The sequence below is a fragment of the Acinetobacter sp. YH12096 genome (assembly GCF_013419215.1).
Lineage (GTDB): Bacteria > Pseudomonadota > Gammaproteobacteria > Pseudomonadales > Moraxellaceae > Acinetobacter > Acinetobacter amyesii.
The window spans coordinates 1-19047 of record NZ_VPAM01000041.1; the positions used below are offsets into that span (position 1 = coordinate 1).

Below are 19047 nucleotides of genomic sequence, written 5' to 3' on the forward strand. Positions count from 1 at the left end.
TGAAAACCTTCAAAATTCTTGCTGAGCGATATCGCAATCGAGGCAAAAGACTAGCATTAAGATTCAATCTAATTGCTGGAATTTATAACTTGGAGCTGAGTGAAAAATGACTTATGAAAGAAATCTATTGTGGTGTTTATTTATTTTGGGCAAAACAATGGATTTTTGAAGTCAGATCTATATTTAAAATTCAGTTAACTTTTCAGATTCTCAGCAAACTTTTCCAGATTAAAATCAAAGAAATTTACACTCAGCTCTAATATTTTCGGAAGTGCATTTAAACCATTCTCTCCAGCACTAATCGCAAAATATCTCTGATCACTAAAAGACTGCACGTTTAAGGCATTTTCACATGGCTCAAAATCGAGATTGACGAGCTGGGACGCATGTTCCTTCAGCAACATTAAAACCTGCATATAAGTCTGGCGCTTTTTTTGCTGCTGCGCTTTTAAAGCATCGGCTTCAAGACTTTCATAATCACCTGTTTTCGTCATGCGTTTGGAAAATCCAACATGAGCGCCATGGGTACCCGTATTTTCTACGACGGCTTCAGCAGCAAAGATCTGCTGTTGATCCTCGTCCTCGGTCGTCTGCAAGAGCGCTTTCAATGCCGTATGAATTTGCTGTGACTGCTGTTGATGTAACTCCCACTCATCTTCGTTTTGAACATGAAAAATGTGCGTCCGCCGTTTCAACAAAAGCACCTGCCAAGCCTGTAGTTGAAGTCGCAGTCGTTTTAACTCCAAACTCGCCTCAAACTTCGGGCAACTACTCAAGACGTTTAGACTCGTGATGAGCTTCTGAGATATTTGCATGCTATGGAAAAATAAAAAATCATGCTGTATCTGCTCACTCAGTTGATATTGAACAGTCTGATGCAATGGCTTCAAGATCAATGTATTGAACTGCTGCTCAAAAGTAGGTAAAACCGTCACTAATTGAGTGGCATCCTCTACATGCAGCATTAAAAGTAGATGCTTATCTACCCGTATATGTAGTTGCTGCATTAAATTTTGCAGATCTAAATGTATAAAACCTGCAATAGATGCCAGCTTAGAGACTTGAATTTTTAATTCGTCTATTTGCTGATTCTCTAAAGCAGTATTTAAATCTAAAGCCAACCCATCAAAAACGTCGTCTGCTAGGGCGTCATTATGTTTTGTCGATAAAAACCGAGTTGCTGAATACTGCGTCGTCCAATCTAAATCAGGCGACAAAATATAAATAAACTCAGATGTTTGTACAATTTGTAAATAACGCGTTTTTTGTTCACGCTTTAAATAATATTTAAAAATCGGATGTTGCCAAACCTCAGATGATTTTGGTACAGAAGCATCAAAAACTTGCCCTAACATATGTGACTTTAAGAAAATTTCGATCAAGAAAATTTTAACTTGCAGAGCAGTGAGTTGACGTGCATCACTCGGCGCAATCAAATCCATTTCACGAATGATTTGTGCGGCATTTAAAATGAAATGCTGATGTAATACATTTTTTTCATACTGTAATTCAAAATCTTCTTCGGCATCTATTTTATTGATATAGGCTAGGTTTTCTTCTAATTTTTGCGCAACTTGAATACTCATTGTCAATATTCGAAGTTCTTCGAGCTGTGTTGCCAAATACTGTGCATGCTCACGCATGACATCATATTTTAGTACTTTCATCAGCATGCCCAAATTCATCGGTACATCTCTTTGATACGACTGTGATGAAGACTCCCAACGAATACCTTTTTGCGATAACACCTGCTGTATCTGTGCTAAATTGGATTGATCAAGATCAGTGCATACTTCAGATACAATACTCCGCCAATGCTGATCCAACACAGGCTCTAGCTGTAAAAGTTTAGCGCTTTGATGAAATGGGACAACCACTGACTGCTTCCTGTATCTTGGTTCTTTAATCGATCTTTTATCGATTTCAGTTTATTTTTATCTAAAATAAATATTTTTGTACACCATCATTCAATGCTGTTCTTCCTAAACAATAAATTGAATCATGGCGTGTTTTAGTTTTCTAAGTTTAAGATTTTATTAAAAAACAGCAAGCATTAATTGTAAACTGATCAATTTATCGTACCAGCATTTTCAGTCTAAGAATCGATTCGATCATTTAACGCTTTTACATTTTTTGCTAGCGCACGTTCATTTTGCTTTTGTTTAAACAGATGCAAAACACCCTCTATCACCAATAACAATACCGCACCCCAAATTGGAATATAGGTCAGCCATTCTTCGGCTTCTACTCGCTCCCCCAATGCGATGGATGCAAAAGCTAACAACACGGGTTCTAAATAACTCAACAAACCAAAAATCACAAATGGCAAATAACGACTCGCCAACATATAGCTACCTAAGCCAAGCGCACTCAGAAAACCAAGTCCTAAAACCGCCAAAATCAGATACGGGAATAACGACATCAGCGCTAAACTATCGCTATGAATAAATCCTAAATAAAAGGCTACAGGCAAAATTAAGCAAAGATCCCACCAAAAACCACCCAAATGATCGGTTTTAAAGGTACGACGTAAAAAGAAATAAATCGGATAAGCCACAGCGACATAGACAGTTTCCCACGCGATACTGCCAATACGCCAAATTTCGTGGCCGACCCCTAAAATTGCCAATGCCACGGCAGCCATCTGCCATTTAGACAGCTTTTCTTTATACAGTACACATCCAACCAGAACCATCACTAAGGGCAATAGAAAATACCCTAAAGATACTTCTAGCCCTCGGCCATTAATTGGTCCCCACAAAAACAACCAAAGCTGTGTAGTACATAAAAATGAACTAATGATTAACCAAATGAGAAAGATCGGCTGCTTAACCACTCGCCAAAAAATTTCACTAACTTTGTTTAAATCTTTCATCCACCACATAAATAAGGTTAAAAATGGCAAGGTCGCCAACATGCGCCATGCAAAAGTTTGCTCGCTATCTAGAGGTTTTAAAAAGATGGTAAAGAAATACAAAATACCAAAAGTGACCGATGCCAATACAGACAATGCAACGCCTTTATACATCTTCCACTCCAGTCCAAAATACACCATAAATTTGATATTTTGCTTGATCAATCAAGCTTTTCGCATGGACATTCTAGCAAATAAAAAACCATGCACAGGCATGGTTTTTTAGCATTTGTTCAAATATTTAGGTTTTATTGTTTTACTGTTTGCTTGGTATGAATAATATCTGATAAGTCATAACCGACAGATTGAGCATAATTTAGATATTCCTGAATCACTTCCTGATCTGGATGAGCCGAACGAGAAAGCACCCACATATATTTACGACGAGGCTCACCCACCAAGACTGTTTGATAGTCTTCATCGGCTTTGAGCACCCAATAATCACCACGCCCCACAGGCAACCAACGAATCGCTTCAGGTAAGAAACTGACTTTTAATTTTGAGTTAAACGGTACATTTTGTACAAATGCCTCGCCTATTGATTGTTTCTTGGTGCCATCTTTCGATACACAGCGATTATTGACATTAATGTTGCCATTTTCATTTAGCGTGTAAACCGCAATCACATCACGGTCACAGCTTTTTTGAAAAACCATAGGCTTACGAGCTACTTCATACCACATACCTAAATAACGATCGAGCTCGACTTTTTCCACAGTCTGTAACGGTTTCGTCTGTGCATAGGCCATTGTGGCTGCACCCAAACCAATTAACACTGCTGCACCAAGTGCAATTTTTGCGAGTTTAAAACCAGCTTTCGGAAGATTCGTTGTTGTCATTTTTATGCCTCATTTCGATGCAAAACATTCGATGAACATTAAGTAATTCTTTCTCTCGTGTTTTTACTCTAGCGGAAAAAATTGCTCTAAAAATCATTTTCTTGTCTGAATTATGTATGTCATTCAAACAATATTCCGCATCTTGTCTAACAAAATTATGAAATCATCTGTGCTTTTAAACGCAAGATTTCATCGCGTAATCGAGCGGCTTGTTCAAACTGTAAATCTTTCGATGCCTTCAGCATTTCTTTTTCCAGCTTGTTCATATGTTTTGCCAGAAGTTTTGGATCCGACATCAAATGACGTTCATCTGCAGTTAATGCCTTGGCCTGATCTGAAATTTTTGCATCGATTTCATCATCTGTCAGCACTTCACCTGTATCAATATCATTGACGTTTTGACGCACTGCACTGCGTGGCGTAATGCCATGTTCAAGGTTAAATGCAATCTGTAAATTACGACGACGATCCGTTTCATCAATGGCTTTTTGCATGGAGTCAGTCATACGATCTGCATATAAAATCGCTTTACCGTTTAAGTTACGCGCTGCACGACCAATGGTTTGAATCAAAGAACGCTCAGAACGCAAGAAGCCTTCTTTGTCTGCATCTAAAATGGCGACTAGAGACACTTCTGGCATATCTAAGCCTTCGCGCAGTAAGTTAATCCCAACGATTGCATCGTATACACCCGAACGCAATTCATGGATAATTTTAGTGCGCTCAACAGTGTCAATATCAGAATGTAAATAAGCGACCTTAATACCATATTCTTTCAAATATGAAGTTAAATCTTCTGCCATACGTTTGGTTAATGTCGTAACCAATACACGCTCATTTAAGTTTTTACGATTATTAATTTCTGACAATACATCATCCACTTGCGTTAACACTGGACGAATTTCAATTTCAGGGTCGACCAAACCTGTGGGTCGAACCACTTGCTCAACGACTTGTTCAGACTTTTCCATTTCATAATGTGCAGGCGTTGCACTGACATAAATGGTCGAAGGAATAATCCGCTCCCATTCTTCAAATTTCATTGGGCGGTTATCAAGCGCACTTGGTAAACGAAAACCGTAATTGACCAAATTTTCTTTACGTGAACGGTCACCTTTATACATGGCCCCAATTTGCGGAACAGTCACATGCGATTCATCGATGATCAATAAGGCATCATCAGGTACATAATCAAACAAAGTCGGCGGTGCTTCTCCGGCAGGACGGCCTGACAAATGTCGTGAGTAGTTTTCAATACCATTGGTATAGCCAAGCTGCTGCATCATCTCTAAGTCATAACGTGTTCGCTGTTCGATACGCTGTGCTTCGAGTAATTTATCATTTGCACGAAAGAACCCCAGTCGGTCTGTTAGTTCTTCACGAATAGTCCCAATTGCACGCTGTAAATTATCTTTAGGCGTCACGTAATGGCTCTTTGGATAAATCGTAATCCGTGGCACTTTACGTACCAGTTTTCCCGTCAATGGATCAAACCATCGAACTGAATCAACTTCGTCATCAAACAATTCGATACGAATGGCATTTTGATCCGATTCTGCAGGGAAAATATCAATAATTTCACCACGGATACGGTATGTGCCGCGTAGGAATTCGAGTTCATTACGGGTGTATTGCATTTCCACTAAACGACGGATGATGTCATCACGGCTGATTCGATCCCCTTCCACAATATGCAAAAGCATACTCATATACGCATTCGGGTCACCCAGACCATAAATAGCTGAAACTGACGCTACAATGATCGCATCACGTCGTTCTAATAATGCCCGTGTTGCCGAAAGACGCATTTGGTCAATGTGATCATTAATCGAAGAGTCTTTTTCAATAAAGGTATCTGAAGATGGCACATAGGCTTCGGGCTGATAATAGTCATAATAACTAACGAAATATTCCACGGCATTATGCGGAAAGAAGGCTTTAAACTCGCCATAAAGCTGCGCAGCCAAAGTTTTATTATGCGCCATAATAATCGTTGGACGTTGCGTGCGAGCGATCACATTTGCCATGGTATAGGTTTTACCTGAACCTGTTACCCCTAAGAGCAACTGATCATGCATTCCTTTTTCAATCCCCTTCACCAATTTCTCAATCGCTTGAGGCTGATCACCTGCGGGCTGATATTGTGTTACCAGTTCAAAAGGCTGTTCCTGCATCACACTCTTCTCTTCTTCAACAGTTTTTATAGGGCTTTATTATGAGGGCAAAGTTGCACAAAACAACGCTAAATTTATGTAAATACCAGAGGCGTGTACAGACTGAAAAATTATAATTCAACATACCCCCACAGATTTTTCTCATGTTTGAAAAATAATTCGCCTGATTTCGCATGTTTTTCTTGAGGAAACTCTTGGCTCTAAAAAAACTCAAGAATAAAGCGTTCATTTATCCCTTATTGATACTTGACCTATATAAATTTCACCTGCAACATGAACAAAAGGACGCCACAGATCAAACTTATGACTTACCAATATCATGACGAAAGTATTGTTAAAAACCTACCCGAAGATACTATTTTTGTTTTTGGCAGCAATATGGCAGGTCAACATACTGGCGGTGCAGCGCGTACTGCCCTAGAGCATTTTGGTGCAATGAATGGTATTGGTCGTGGATGGGCTGGTCAAAGTTTTGCTATTCCAACAATGAATGAGCATTTACAACAAATGCCATTGTCTCAGATTCAACATTATGTTGATGATTTTAAAATCTATACCAAGAATCATCCGAAGACCAAATATTTCATTACTTCGATTGGCTGTGGTGTCGCTGGCTATAAAGTTGAAGAAATTGCTCCCATGTTTAAGGGCATTTCCAGCAATGTGATTTTCCCTATTTCTTTCCGTCCATTCGTTGAAAAAGCATTACCAAAACTCACCTCGAAACTTTTACATACGATTTATCGAGATTCGGTTATTTTCGCACCTTCAACAGATGAGTTGGTTGATGTACTGGCCTTAACGGATAATGAAAAAAGTCTTGCGAAAATTGTCCTGAATACCCAAATGTACCCGACAGACAGTAATGGTCGTGACCGTATTTTTGAAATTGAAGATATTTTGCATGCCCTGAATGGGAAAATATTTGAATTTCAAAGCAACTCTGAAGGCCCGATGATGTTTGGCGGCGTTATTTTAGCCCTACTTGAACTTTATAATATCAATGAAAAAGATTTCATTGATGTTTGGAAAGCTGAACGTGAAATCGCTGCACCAAAGCCTGAAAATAAAGCCCGTAAAGCCAACCGCTAAAGGCTCTTTTCACCACAGTTAAAGCATCCAAAAAGCCAATATTTATATTGGCTTTTTTTCTACGGTTGTTTAATGGTTTTTAGCGACTTAAGTCACATTAAAAATAAAACTTATTTTACATATCACATTATTTTAATATCATTTTTTTCGTCTTATACTACTTGCTGACATTATCATAAAGAATGACGAGCACATAAAATAGACATGCTAGATTCTCCTTTTTTTGAGCTATCCCCCATTGCCATGTGGCTTGAAGATTACAGTGAAGTCAAAAAACAATTTGATCTCTGGCGTCAACAAGGTGTGCAGGATCTCGCCACTTTTCTTCAACAAGATGAATCTCGTATTTTGCAATGTGCGAGAAAAATAAAAATCTTACAGGTCAACACAAAAACACTAGAACTGTATCAAGCACGTGACTTTGAACATTTATGTCAAAACCTGGATTTAGTTTTTCAGGCGGAGATGTGTCAAACACACATTAGAGAATTGGTTGCATTGTGGAATGGTGAAACGCATTTTTCCCATTCTGCTGTGAACTATACGCTCAGTGGACAACGCCTAGACATTCAACTCAAAGGCATTGTGCTACCGAGTCATGAGCAGGATTTATCTGCCGTCTTAATTACGACTGAAGATATCACCTCTTATACTGAAGCTTGCCGTTTACAAGAACAAAGTCGTCATTTGGCAGAAGCGCGTTTTCATTATTCTCCGACCTCACTTTGGGTCGAAGATTTTAGCCGGATTAAAATCAAATTAGATCAGCTACGCGCTTTAGAAATCGAAGACTTTGTCACTTTTTTGGATGTTCATCCCGATTTTGTACAAGAGTGCATTAAAGAAATACTGATCGTTGACGTCAATCAAGCCACGCTTGATTTATTTGGCGCTCCGAACAAAGAAATATTGCTCAAAAATGTACATAAAGTATTTGCCAAAGAGATGCTTCAAACATTTAAAGAACAGTTGATTGAACTTTGGAATGGTAATTTACATCATCAACGTGAAGCTATAAATTATGCACTTGATGGCAGTATTCGCCACGTCTTACTACAATTTACTGTATTTCCCGATTATCTTGATGATTGGAGCACCGTGCAGGTTGCCTTAACCGATATTACTGCACGTAAAAAGGCTGAAAATTATCTTGAGTATTTAGGTAAACACGACGTACTGACCAAACTCTATAATCGTTCATTTTATATAGCAGAACTCAAGCGTCTCGAACGCAATCAATTACGTCCTGTTTCTTGTATTTTTATTGATTTAAATGGACTAAAAGAACTCAATGACAGTATTGGGCACGATGCTGGTGACAGTATCCTCAGACGTCTGGGCAACATTTTAAACCAACTTATTCAGCATACGCCCTATTCTGCTTCGCGCATTGGCGGTGATGAATTTGTCATTCTATTACCGGGTGCAGATGATGCAGCGCTGCAAAACTGCTTACAAAGTTTGAATGAGTTGTTATTGGTCGATAACCAATTTTATTCTAATCAACCGATGAGTATCTCGATTGGCTTTGCCACCAATGAGCTGAATGAGCTGATGGAAGATATGCTCAAACGTGCCGATCTAGACATGTATCGTCAGAAGAAAAAGTATTATCTCAATAAAGACCGAAGAATTCAGTCTGAAATACGCAATTAACATCAATAATTTGCAATAAAAAAGCCATGGTTTGAACCATGGCTTTTTTATTTAAATCTTTTAACGCTTACCCATCGAACGACGTGTACCGCGTGGTGGCATCCAAGTACGGTCAGCATAACGCTGAGGTTTTGGACGCATATCTTCAAAGATTTCATCCGAAGCATTATCTTCAGCTTTTTTAATCGGAAAAGGCAAATTGACTAAAGCCTTTTTCTTGGGAGGGTTTTGCGTACTCATACGAATAACTCAATTGAATCTGGCGCTATTGTACAAAAAAAATGGTTTTGGTGTAAAAGGCTTTGAGAGATTAGCCTCGATTGGCATATAAAGACTCAATGATTAGCTATGAATTTTTATATCTATAGAGGACAACAGCACAAAAAAGTGCTTTGAATATGGTTGTTTTAAACTATTTTACTGACCCAAATCAACCAACACACTGTCAATTATGTCAATAAATATTGAATATTTACAAATAGATAGGACCATTTCTAAATTTCAAAAATGTTCGTTTTTTTTACACAAATACCTACTTAAAGCCCTCAAATAATACAAATCATCAAAAATGTTACAGGACTATTACGTTTATTCTTGTTTTCTATAACATTTTTTACGCACTAATTTTGAATAATGAGCACTTAGAAAAATTATTATCAATTTACGGACATGGAGTCCTTTAAAATGAAAAAAAGTGTATTGTGCATTGCTGCTTCTATGGCTGCCCTACCTATGCTCAGTCATGCAGACTCACCATATTTTAGTTTAAAAGATGGCGATGGCTTCAAACGTTTTTCTGTCTCTGTTGGTGCTCTACATGTTATGCCACAAGGTAAAGCACAACCATTCCATGTTGATACATCAGTAAAAAATGGTGAAACAGCCAAAGTTGGTGATATTTCAATTGACGCAGTAAAAGCCAATATGGATCCTGCTATGGATCCAAACATTTCTACTTGGTTTGTCGGTTTGCTCGATAAATTAGGTACGAGTACCTTACCAGCAGGGCTAAGCGGTACTGCTGAAATTAATGGCCTACAAAGTTGGGATAACCAAGGTACTGGCCTTGAAGCCGATGATGTAACCACACTAGGCATCATGACCAACTATTTCTTTACTGATAACATTTCTTTAGAAATGAAAGCCGGTATCCCACCTGAGGTAGACCTAAACGGCAAAGGAAAAATTTATGCGCCATTTGCAGCTATTGCGACACCTGAGTTAGGTATTATCGACCTACCTGAAATCGCAATGAAGAATAGTTTGCTGATTACAGATTTAGAAGCCTACGGCCCAGCGGCATCTGCTCGTGCATGGACCCCCGCTGCAGAAATCCAATATCACTTCGGTAAAACTGGCGTCAATAAATTCCGTCCCTATGTGGGTCTAGGCGTGATGTATGCCTACTTCAATGAATTGGAAATGAATCCACAAATTGAGAAAGATTTGATTGCCGCAGGTCACATGATTGCCAACATTAAAGAAGGTAATGCAGGCGCCTCTTTGGAAGGAAAACCAAGTAAGGCAAACCCAAAAGTTGATTTAGAGGCAACTGATGTATTTGCTCCGGTTGCAACGGTTGGCTTCACCTATGATTTCAATGACAAATGGTTTGCTGTAGGTTCTGTCAGCTATGCACACCTACAGAATGAAACCACCATTACCGTTACAGATGCGACACATGGTGAACTGATCAAATCTAAAGCCGATATTGAAGTAAATCCAATTCTTGCGTATGCAGGTATCGGTATGCGTTTCTAATTAATAACCTGAATATAAAAAAGACGGCTACAGCCGTCTTTTTTATTAGGCTATATATGGTCTTTTATTCTGAGATACCTTTTCTAACTCTTTTAGACACTTTTGAATTTCCGCTGTGTCAATTTCCTTTATTCATCCATAGTTACCTATAAAAAAAATTTATTGTTTGGTGAATTAAATTTAATCGCAACTCTGCGTTTATTCGAATACCATTGGATTAAATTTAAAGAATGTAGACTGCTGTATGTCTGATACTCGTTTCTCGAAGCCCCTGATTTACATGCTCATTGGCAGTGCAATTATTTTGGCATTGTCTTTAGGGGTGCGTCATGCATTTGGCCTCTATCTCGTGCCGATGAGTGATGAATTTGGTTGGGGACATAACGTATTTAGCCTTGCCATTGCCATGCAAAACTTAATTTGGGGTGCTGTGCAGCCGATTACAGGGGCTTTTGCAGATAAATATGGCAGTAAGATCGTGGTCGCCGTCGGTGGTGCATTATATGCCCTCGGACTATTACTCATGGCCGTCAGCTCTACCGGTTTACTGCTTAATTTAAGCGCAGGTTTAATCCTGGGTTTGGCTCTCTCAGCCACTTCATTTCCAGTATTACTTTCTGCCGTAGGTCGTGCAGCGCATCCAGACAAACGTAGTTTAGCCATGGGTATTGCCAGTGCCGCAGGTTCTTTTGGTCAGTTCATTATGCTGCCCTCTACGTTACTGTTACTGCAAAAATTTGGTTGGTCTTCAGCTTTGGTGGTCAGCGCCATTTTAATTGCACTTATTATTCCTTTAGCTTGGATGCTAAAAGCACCAATGTATGTTGCACCAAATGCAACCAATACGCATGAAGCCTCTCTGACTTTTAAACAAATTTTGCAATTGGCTTGGGAGCATAAACCCTTTTGGTTTCTAGCACTCGGTTTCTTTGTCTGTGGCTTCCAAGTGGTGTTTATTGGCATCCATCTTCCGGGATATTTAATCGATCATGGCTTTAATGCCACTACAGGCACTATTTTCCTAGCGCTCGTTGGACTGTTTAATATTGTCGGCACCTACACAGCAGGTTGGCTCGGTGGCAAATATTCCAAACCAAAGCTGTTAATGGGACTGTATGGTTTACGTGGCATTGCCATTATTGCCTTTCTTTTGCTGCCTTTAAGCACATGGACAATCTATGCATTTGGCGTCATTATGGGTCTACTATGGCTTTCTACCGTACCGCTCACCAACGGTATTGTAGCCAATATGTTTGGCGTTAAATATCTCAGTATGCTAAGTGGTATCGTATTCTTTACTCATCAAGTCGGTTCATTTTTTGGTGGTTGGTTGGGTGGTGTGAACCACGATATAACCGGTAACTATAATGCCATTTGGATTTTTTCGATTGTCCTGAGTATTTTTGGAGTATTGGTACATTTCATGGTTAATGAGGAAAGTGTCATTCATGACTAATTCAACACTGTGGTTCCGGCTCAGTATTGGCATCAGTATTCTGGCCTTGTTGGCATTGTCCATCGGCTTATGGAGCCAAACGCCTGAATTATTCGAATACTTTAACCAAGCGTTTTGTGCACATTAAAGACGTATTGAAGCAATAATTCCAATTCAAACTGCTGTTTTATCAACACTACAACAGCAGTTTTTTAGCTATTTTCTACACGATTCAATAAAAGCTGCATTTTCAGCATATTAGTATTAATCATACGTTTTTTCATAAACTTAGCTTATTTTTTAATTTTCCATCCTGCGCTTTCTTCCATAGATTAAGTCTCAATAAAGAACAATTTGAGAACTTATGAAATGACCGCATTAACTCAACTTTCACAAGCCATCCATGATGCTCCACGTTGGCATCAAGCAGAACAATTTCAAGATGGCAATGAAATTCGTATTGAAGTGCAACATGACCAAGCTTTGGGGGCTGTGGTTTATGGTTTAGATGCGCGTAAAGCACAGTCTGGGGAAACCATCTACCGTTTAAAACAAGCGTTGGCAGAACACTTGATTTTAATTTTTAAACATCAAAGTCTAGATGATTTACAGTATCTCGCGTTTGCAAGTTACTTCGGTTCAATCTTCCGTCCCGGTGCAGATATTCCTGTGCTAGCATCACAAGATGATACCGGTACACCACCAGACGTCGTACCTGTTTCAAATGCAGTCGGCAAAGGTGACTATACTGGACATGGTGAATTGGCTGCGCATGCAGACCATCAGTGGACTCCGCTGCCATCTTTTGGTTCATTACTCTATGCCATTGAACTGCCACAAGACGGTGGACAAACCTCATGGTATAACACCATTAAAGCCTATGAAGCTTTAGATGAAGCGACACAAAAACATTTAGACCAACTTCAACTCATTACATACAACCCATTTGTCCGTGCCAAAAATAATAAAGGCACAACGGGATATGGCGCTACACCGCTTTACCGTTTCAAAGACCAACCGATTGTTGGACATGCCTATCCACATCCGCTTGTACGTACCCATCCAGAAAGTGGCCGTAAAGGTCTGTGGTTAAATGAACGATCTGAAGTGGAATTGGTTCACTACGATGATCAGTCGGGCAGTGAGTTGATTGCATCTTTACGTGAACATTTATTGAAACCTGAGTTTCGATATGAACATCCATGGGAAGAAGGTGACATTGTGTTTTGGGATAACCAAGCCACTTTACACTCACGCCGCCCTTTCCCTTCAGACCAACGTCGCCTATTAAAGCGAATTAGCCTAGCAGGAGGACGACCATACTGATGTTAAACTTCATGCCAACAATAAAAAATAAATAACCCTGTAAAATCCGTGTTTGAGCAATAACTCCAAATAATTAAAATTTTAAAACAATAAGAACACTGCTCAAATTACGGATGATGTATATCTAATGCCTTAAAACCTGAAATTAAATGATCTAACATCGCACGCACACCCGGCAGCATGCCTTGTCGTGTCGCGTATGCAACATGGATTGCCCCTTGCGGCAATTGCCATTCAGGAAACAGTTCAATTAACTCACCACTTTTTAAAGCATCACGTACAAACACTTTGGGCAAAGAAGCGATTCCCACGCCAGAAAGAGCAGCAGAAATCATCGCACTAAAACTGTCAGTTCTTAAGCGTGGATGAAATTCAATTTGTTGAGTTTCACTTTTTTCACGATGTCGGAAATCCCAAAAATGTTTAGGCCGATCAAAACCAATACACGGAAAATTTTGAATCTCAGCCAATTGCTGTGGTATTTCACGCTCGAAGAAAAGTTGTGGCGATGCCACCAAAACATGATCCCAAGCATCTAAATCTCGAACGATCAAATCACTATCCATTAAAGGCATATTACGAACACGAATTGCTAAATCTACGCCTTCCTCAATGACATCAACCCGATGATTGGTCGCCATGAGATGCACACTGACCTCAGGATATTGCTGCATAAAATCGGTGACCATTTTTGCAACAGGCATTTCCACCAAAGCCACAGGACAAGAGATTTTAATTTGGCCACAGAGTTGATCGTTCAACGTACTGAGCACAAAGTTTTCCGTTTCGCTGACTTCCTCTAAAATTTTTAAGCAGTGTAAATAGAACTGTTGTCCTATTTCAGTTACTGTAAATTTACGCGTATTACGCTGAATCAGACGCACCCCCAAACGGGTCTCTAATTCTGTGATACGGCGTGATAGCTTAGATTTTATAATACCCAATGCTTCACTGGCTTTGGTATAACCTTGGTATTTCACCACTTGCACGAAATAGTAATAGTCATTTAAATTTTGCATCATTGTTTCATTTTTAGAATAATCTGTTGAGTTTTTCGCCCTGTCATTCCCTCACTATACCTCAATAATAGATCTCAGAAGCAATAAATTGAGGGCTGAATTATGAATTCAATCAAACGTGTTTATCATAGTGATCGTAGGACTTGGGTGGGCGATGGCTTCCCAACAAACTCTATGCTCCCTATGCAAGAAATGGGCAATCAAACCAGTCCATTCCTCGTTATGGGCTATACCGGCCAATATCATTTCTCTCCAAGTCACCATCAACGTGGTGTTGGGTCACATCCACATCGTGGCTTTGAAACAGTGACCATTGTTTATGAAGGTGAATTAGAGCATTTTGACTCTAAAGGAAATCACGGCAGCATTGCCAAAGACGAAGTGCAATGGATGACTGCGGGTCGAGGCATTATGCATGAAGAACATCATTCTAAAGATTTTGCCAAAACTGGCGGAAATTTAGACATGGTACAACTTTGGGTCAATTTACCTCGTCATGCCAAAATGACTGAACCTCGCTACCAAGAACTGACTACAACTAATATTGCTGAAGTTAAACTTGCACAAAATGCTGGCGTGGTACGCGTCATTGCTGGCCAATTTGAAGACACATTGGGCGCAGCTGAAACTTTTAGCCCGATGAATGTGTTGGATGTGCGCTTGAATGCAAATGCTGAACAGGAATTTTCATTCAACCCACAGTGGAATAACATGATTTTTGTATTAAGTGGGGCGATCGAAATTGAAGGTCAACGCTTTGATGCGAAACAGACTTTATATGTCAGTGACCAAGTATCGTCCTTGAAACTTAAATCTTTTGAAGCAACCAAACTGCTTATTTTAAGTGGCGAAGCTTTAAATGAACCGATTGCGGCACATGGACCATTCGTCATGAATACTGAAGATGAAATACGTCAGGCATTTTATGATTTTCAACATGGTCATTTTGCTTAAATATTTCCACGATAAAGTCCCAATAAAAAAACCGCCTTCTGGCGGTTTTTTTATATCTATGTTGGTATGAATTACGCATCACGCTTTCAACAGATTATTGCGTGACTTTTTGATAAAACGCATCTATTGCATTGACCATTTGCTCAAGTCCCGGCTGTTCCAAAGGATAATGTCCTGCATTTTTCAACAGCACGACATCGACTGGAACTTGGTGAATCCGTGCTAAAAATGGCTGACTTAAAGCCAAAGGCGTCCAGCGGTCTTGTTCAGGCTGCGTCAGTAAAATTGGGCAGACATTAAACTGCTCCGGTGGCGTGTCATTTTTATAATATAAATACGAATCTAGAAATTTAACCGATACACTATTCCCAGCTGACGTTTTATCTTTTAAAAAGACCTGCAATGCTGCGTCATTATTCACCAAGCGATGCATTTTACTTACCCACCGCATCGGCATTGGCAATGCTGAAAATGGTGTATGTGCTGTCACATGAGCCAGTGGGCTGCCCACGCGGCTCATAAATTTATTCAAAGAGACTTGATCACGCACAGTTTTATTTGAAGTGTCTAGAAAGGTCATACCGACGATGCCTTTCACCTTTTTATTTTTTGCCGCCACGTGATAGGTCAACATACCACCAGCACTGAGCCCATACAAAACGATAGGACGATGATCTTTTTGTAGCTCGGCTTCAATGAGGTCATTACCTGCTTGAACCCAATCATCATAACGAATTTTTGAGCCCTTTTTGACTTGGGTGAGGCCATAACCGGGCATATCTATAGCGATCGTTTCATAGCCACGTTGTGCCAAAGGATGACCCAAAATCATCGACATTTGTCGACCATTTGTTCCCACACCATGAAACAGAATCACCTTCACTTTTGCCTGTGGATTCCGATAAGTATCTAAGTGAACAGTATGACCCTGCCAACTCCACCACTCTTCTTTGGGTCGCTGCGTTTCTGTTAAATGGTATTCTTTGGGTAGATAGTGCTGAATGCCCTGCCAACTGTTTTGATCTGTATAACTTGCTAATGCTTGTGTAGCCGGTAGCTGATCATCTGCAAATGCCATGATTGAAAGTAACGATGCAATGCCACTCATCAACCACTTCAATAAAGCGCTCAAAATTTCTGATAAGGTGTCTGATTTTGGAGAAGTCATTTTTAGACAATTTTTTATGTGTATGTGCTGATGCTAATCAGCGGCGGAAACCGACGCCATGTGCATGTGGGACAGCACTATGTCACTTCGTCCAATTATCTTTTTCCCTGCTAAGCACTTCAAAATATTTTTGAAGCAGGATTTACATACTCCTGCAATAATCAGCCTTTAAGATCTTTTAACTTTCATAATTTTATCCTTTAGAAATTCATAACCTTACTTTTGATTTTAAATATTGGTAACGCATGAGCCAGTCCAAACCACAACGAAACCTTGTCATCTTTCTCACCTTTTTAAGATTAGGGTGTATTGCATTCGGTGGACCTGCGGCACATTTGGTGTTGTTTTTTCAATATTTTGTGAAACAAGAAAAATGGATAACAGAGCATGAATATGCGCATTTGCTTGCCTTGGCTCAAGTCCTTCCAGGCCCAACAAGTAGCCAGCTCGGCATGGCGATTGGATTTCAACTCAACCGCTATCAAGGTGCTTGTTTTGCATGGTTAGGATTTACTTTACCTTCAGCCCTGCTGATGTGTGCCGCGGCCACTTTAAGTATAAAACTCAGTAATCAACTCTCAACTTTATTCTTTCATGTTATTCAGTTAATTGTCCTTGCTGTGGTTGCATGGGCATTTTGGCAAATGATGCGAAGCTTCTGTAAAACAAAATTTCAGTATCTAGTCATGCTTTTAGCTGCATTTTTTATTTATTTCTTTCAATTTTCTCTAAATCAAGTTTTGGTGATTTTATGCGCTGCAATTATCGGTTTAGTTTTATCGTCAAATCAATTACGCAGCCAAAAGCCAAATATCACCAAAACAGTTCCACCCAAACATGACAGTTTTAGCCAAAATGCACATGAAAATACTCGCACCTCTTGGCTATGGCTTCTCGCCTTTATCAGCCCTTTTTTCGTTCTGCCATTCTTCGATATACAACATAGCAATGTATTGGCTTTCAGCTTAGAAAGCTTTTACCGCACAGCATCCTTCATCTTTGGTGGTGGACATATTATTTTGCCATTTTTACATCAGGACTTTGTCTCTACAGGACTGATCAGTAATGAAAATTTTGACTTAGGCTATGCCCTTGCACAACTCGTGCCGGGACCTTTGTTTAGTTTCGCCGCCTATCTCGGCACACTTTTACCCATGACTGATGTGCCAATCTTGAATGCCGCACTCGCGACGTTAGCGATATTTTTACCATCATTTTTATTATTGTTTGGCTTATTGCCCTATTGGAATAAATTGATGAAATACCCGATACTTTTTGGCACCTTAAAAATAATCAATGCGGCTGTCGTCGGTCTATTACTGTGTCTACTATTTCAAATGAGCCAAAAATACATCATTCAATGGACAGACTTTATATTTGTTGCCCTCGTTATTGCTTTACTTCGCAGCAAACTGCCAGTTTGGTTCAGCTTAATAAGCAGTTTTATCGGCTATTACGCTTTTTTAACTTTTCTGCCTTTTTAAACTTAAGCAAAAAAAAACTAGAACTCAAGGAGTAAATTAATCCTCATCGATTAAGCTTGCGCCCTTGACCACAGTTTTCCCCTCGACTTGATCTAGTTGATAATGCTGCACATCACTATACTGTTTGATCATTTCAACCAGCTCATTGGAATGTGTGGTCAACCAAAGCTGTGTATAGCGACTTGCTTCAGCAATCAGCAGCGCCAAGGCAGGTAATAAATCGGGATGTAAGCTATTTTCTGGCTCATTCAGTGCCATAAAATTTGGGGGTCTTGGACTCAATAAAGCCACAGCTAAACACAAAAACCGTAAAGTCCCATCTGAAAATTCGGCACTTTCCAAAGGTCTTAAGATCCCTTGCTTTTGCATCATCATTTGAAAGCGCCCACCCATTTCCTGCACATAAAATTGGGTCTGCGGAAAGGCTTTTTCTAGTACTTCAAACAAGGTTTCACTGTTGCCACGCTCACGTAAAGTTTCAAAAGCCGCAGCTAAATTTGTACCATCATGCGCTAAAACTGGCGAACGAATGCCCACCTGTGGGACACGGATCGGTGAATTTCCACTGACAGAAAACTCATGATAAAAGCGCCAGTTTTTCATGGTCTCACGCACTTGTGAAACTTCGGGGTATAAATGTGGATCGGACAATTGTCCAAACACCGACTCTTCAGGTGTTAAAGACATCGGATAAGCAATCCGTTCTTCATCAACATTTTTAAGAAATGCCGCTTGGTTGGTTCTCTCTAACAACTCGCTCATTTTTCGACGTTGATAACCGCTTAACCAAATTCCTTCTACTTTGACCAAAGGATCGAGTGCAAACAAGGTGATGAGCGGTTCAGGAAAACCAATTTCAAGTTGATATTCATAATGCTCCATCTCCACTGCAAGCTTCATGCGCTTAGGGTCTTTCGATCGATCACCCGCACGGTGACCACCTGCCCACATGATTTTTTGAATCCCGCCCTCATTTGCAATAGCTTGGGATAATTGGCCATTTGCAGCTTCATGCAGGAGACGTACAGCTTTATATAGATTGGATTTACCACAACCATTCGGACCACTGACAATATTCAGACGCGACAAGGTCAGACTCATATGATGAATAGATCGAAAACCTTGAATAGTCACTGAACGGATCGTCATGGGTTACCTAAAATGAGTCGGAAATGCTGATGATAATGAGTTTATTGACTGTATATTTTGTATGCACTTTATTCTA

Annotated in this window: 16 protein-coding genes and 1 pseudogene; 9 read left to right on the forward strand and 8 right to left on the reverse strand. The window is 39.8% G+C overall.

The window, feature by feature from the left end:
• Positions 1-110 (forward strand): annotated as a pseudogene (locus tag FTU36_RS14285) (IS5/IS1182 family transposase); the annotation flags it as partial.
• 84 nt (positions 111-194) lie between these two features.
• Here the strand turns inward: FTU36_RS14285 and FTU36_RS14290 are convergent.
• The 4 genes from FTU36_RS14290 to uvrB all read right to left on the reverse strand — a co-directional run bounded on the left by FTU36_RS14290 (position 195) and on the right by uvrB (position 5930).
• Complete coding sequence (locus FTU36_RS14290; protein WP_180118352.1) at positions 195-1877, reverse strand: hypothetical protein; 1683 nt, start codon at positions 1875-1877, stop codon at positions 195-197.
• Positions 1878-2095: 218 nt separating this feature from the next.
• The gene (gene rarD, locus FTU36_RS14295) at positions 2096-3028 is read right to left on the reverse strand and encodes an EamA family transporter RarD (RefSeq protein ID WP_078191878.1); all 933 of its coding nucleotides are present in this window, start codon (positions 3026-3028) and stop codon (positions 2096-2098) included.
• 134 nt (positions 3029-3162) lie between these two features.
• Positions 3163-3753, reverse strand: a complete 591-nt coding sequence (locus tag FTU36_RS14300; RefSeq protein ID WP_180118354.1) for a lipocalin family protein — start codon at positions 3751-3753, stop codon at positions 3163-3165.
• A 155-nt stretch (positions 3754-3908) separates the two neighbouring features.
• On the reverse strand, positions 3909-5930 hold the full coding sequence (gene uvrB, locus FTU36_RS14305) for an excinuclease ABC subunit UvrB (protein ID WP_180118356.1): 2022 nt from the start codon (positions 5928-5930) through the stop codon (positions 3909-3911).
• Between the two features lie 300 nt (positions 5931-6230).
• Between uvrB and FTU36_RS14310 the strand changes: the two genes are divergently transcribed.
• The gene (locus FTU36_RS14310) at positions 6231-7019 is read left to right on the forward strand and encodes a hypothetical protein (RefSeq protein ID WP_180118358.1); all 789 of its coding nucleotides are present in this window, start codon (positions 6231-6233) and stop codon (positions 7017-7019) included.
• Positions 7020-7217: 198 nt separating this feature from the next.
• Complete coding sequence (locus FTU36_RS14315) at positions 7218-8675, forward strand: sensor domain-containing diguanylate cyclase (RefSeq protein WP_180118380.1); 1458 nt, start codon at positions 7218-7220, stop codon at positions 8673-8675.
• A gap of 60 nt (positions 8676-8735) precedes the next feature.
• Here FTU36_RS14315 and FTU36_RS14320 read toward each other — a convergent pair whose 3' ends face one another.
• Complete coding sequence (locus tag FTU36_RS14320) at positions 8736-8915, reverse strand: hypothetical protein (RefSeq protein WP_078190224.1); 180 nt, start codon at positions 8913-8915, stop codon at positions 8736-8738.
• A 444-nt stretch (positions 8916-9359) separates the two neighbouring features.
• Here FTU36_RS14320 and FTU36_RS14325 point away from each other — a divergent pair, with 444 nt between their 5' ends.
• From FTU36_RS14325 to FTU36_RS14335, 4 genes are all read left to right on the forward strand, one after another.
• Entirely contained in the window at positions 9360-10436 is a 1077-nt protein-coding gene (locus FTU36_RS14325; protein WP_180118360.1) for an OmpW family protein, read from the forward strand.
• Between the two features lie 244 nt (positions 10437-10680).
• Complete coding sequence (locus FTU36_RS14330) at positions 10681-11892, forward strand: MFS transporter (RefSeq protein ID WP_180004934.1); 1212 nt, start codon at positions 10681-10683, stop codon at positions 11890-11892.
• Positions 11885-12019: a hypothetical protein gene (locus FTU36_RS16790; protein ID WP_257220694.1), complete on the forward strand. Its 135-nt coding sequence runs from the start codon at positions 11885-11887 to the stop codon at positions 12017-12019. Before FTU36_RS14330 ends, FTU36_RS16790 begins: the two co-directional genes overlap by 8 nt.
• Before the next feature lie 221 nt (positions 12020-12240).
• Entirely contained in the window at positions 12241-13197 is a 957-nt protein-coding gene (locus FTU36_RS14335) for a TauD/TfdA family dioxygenase (protein ID WP_180118362.1), read from the forward strand.
• Between the two features lie 107 nt (positions 13198-13304).
• Here FTU36_RS14335 and FTU36_RS14340 read toward each other — a convergent pair whose 3' ends face one another.
• On the reverse strand, positions 13305-14216 hold the full coding sequence (locus tag FTU36_RS14340; RefSeq protein WP_180118364.1) for a LysR substrate-binding domain-containing protein: 912 nt from the start codon (positions 14214-14216) through the stop codon (positions 13305-13307).
• 102 nt (positions 14217-14318) lie between these two features.
• Here FTU36_RS14340 and FTU36_RS14345 point away from each other — a divergent pair, with 102 nt between their 5' ends.
• A complete protein-coding gene (locus FTU36_RS14345) occupies positions 14319-15170 on the forward strand; it encodes a pirin family protein (RefSeq protein WP_180118366.1) in 852 nt (283 codons plus the stop codon).
• 94 nt (positions 15171-15264) lie between these two features.
• Here the strand turns inward: FTU36_RS14345 and FTU36_RS14350 are convergent, their stop codons facing one another.
• Positions 15265-16248, reverse strand: coding sequence for an alpha/beta hydrolase (locus FTU36_RS14350; RefSeq protein ID WP_257224872.1), 984 nt, complete (start codon positions 16246-16248; stop codon positions 15265-15267).
• Between the two features lie 335 nt (positions 16249-16583).
• Here FTU36_RS14350 and chrA point away from each other — a divergent pair, with 335 nt between their 5' ends.
• Entirely contained in the window at positions 16584-17822 is a 1239-nt protein-coding gene (chrA, locus tag FTU36_RS14355; protein WP_180118370.1) for a chromate efflux transporter, read from the forward strand.
• 36 nt (positions 17823-17858) lie between these two features.
• Here the strand turns inward: chrA and FTU36_RS14360 are convergent, their stop codons facing one another.
• The gene (locus tag FTU36_RS14360) at positions 17859-18971 is read right to left on the reverse strand and encodes an AAA family ATPase (protein WP_180076922.1); all 1113 of its coding nucleotides are present in this window, start codon (positions 18969-18971) and stop codon (positions 17859-17861) included.
• Positions 18972-19047 lie beyond the last annotated feature (76 nt).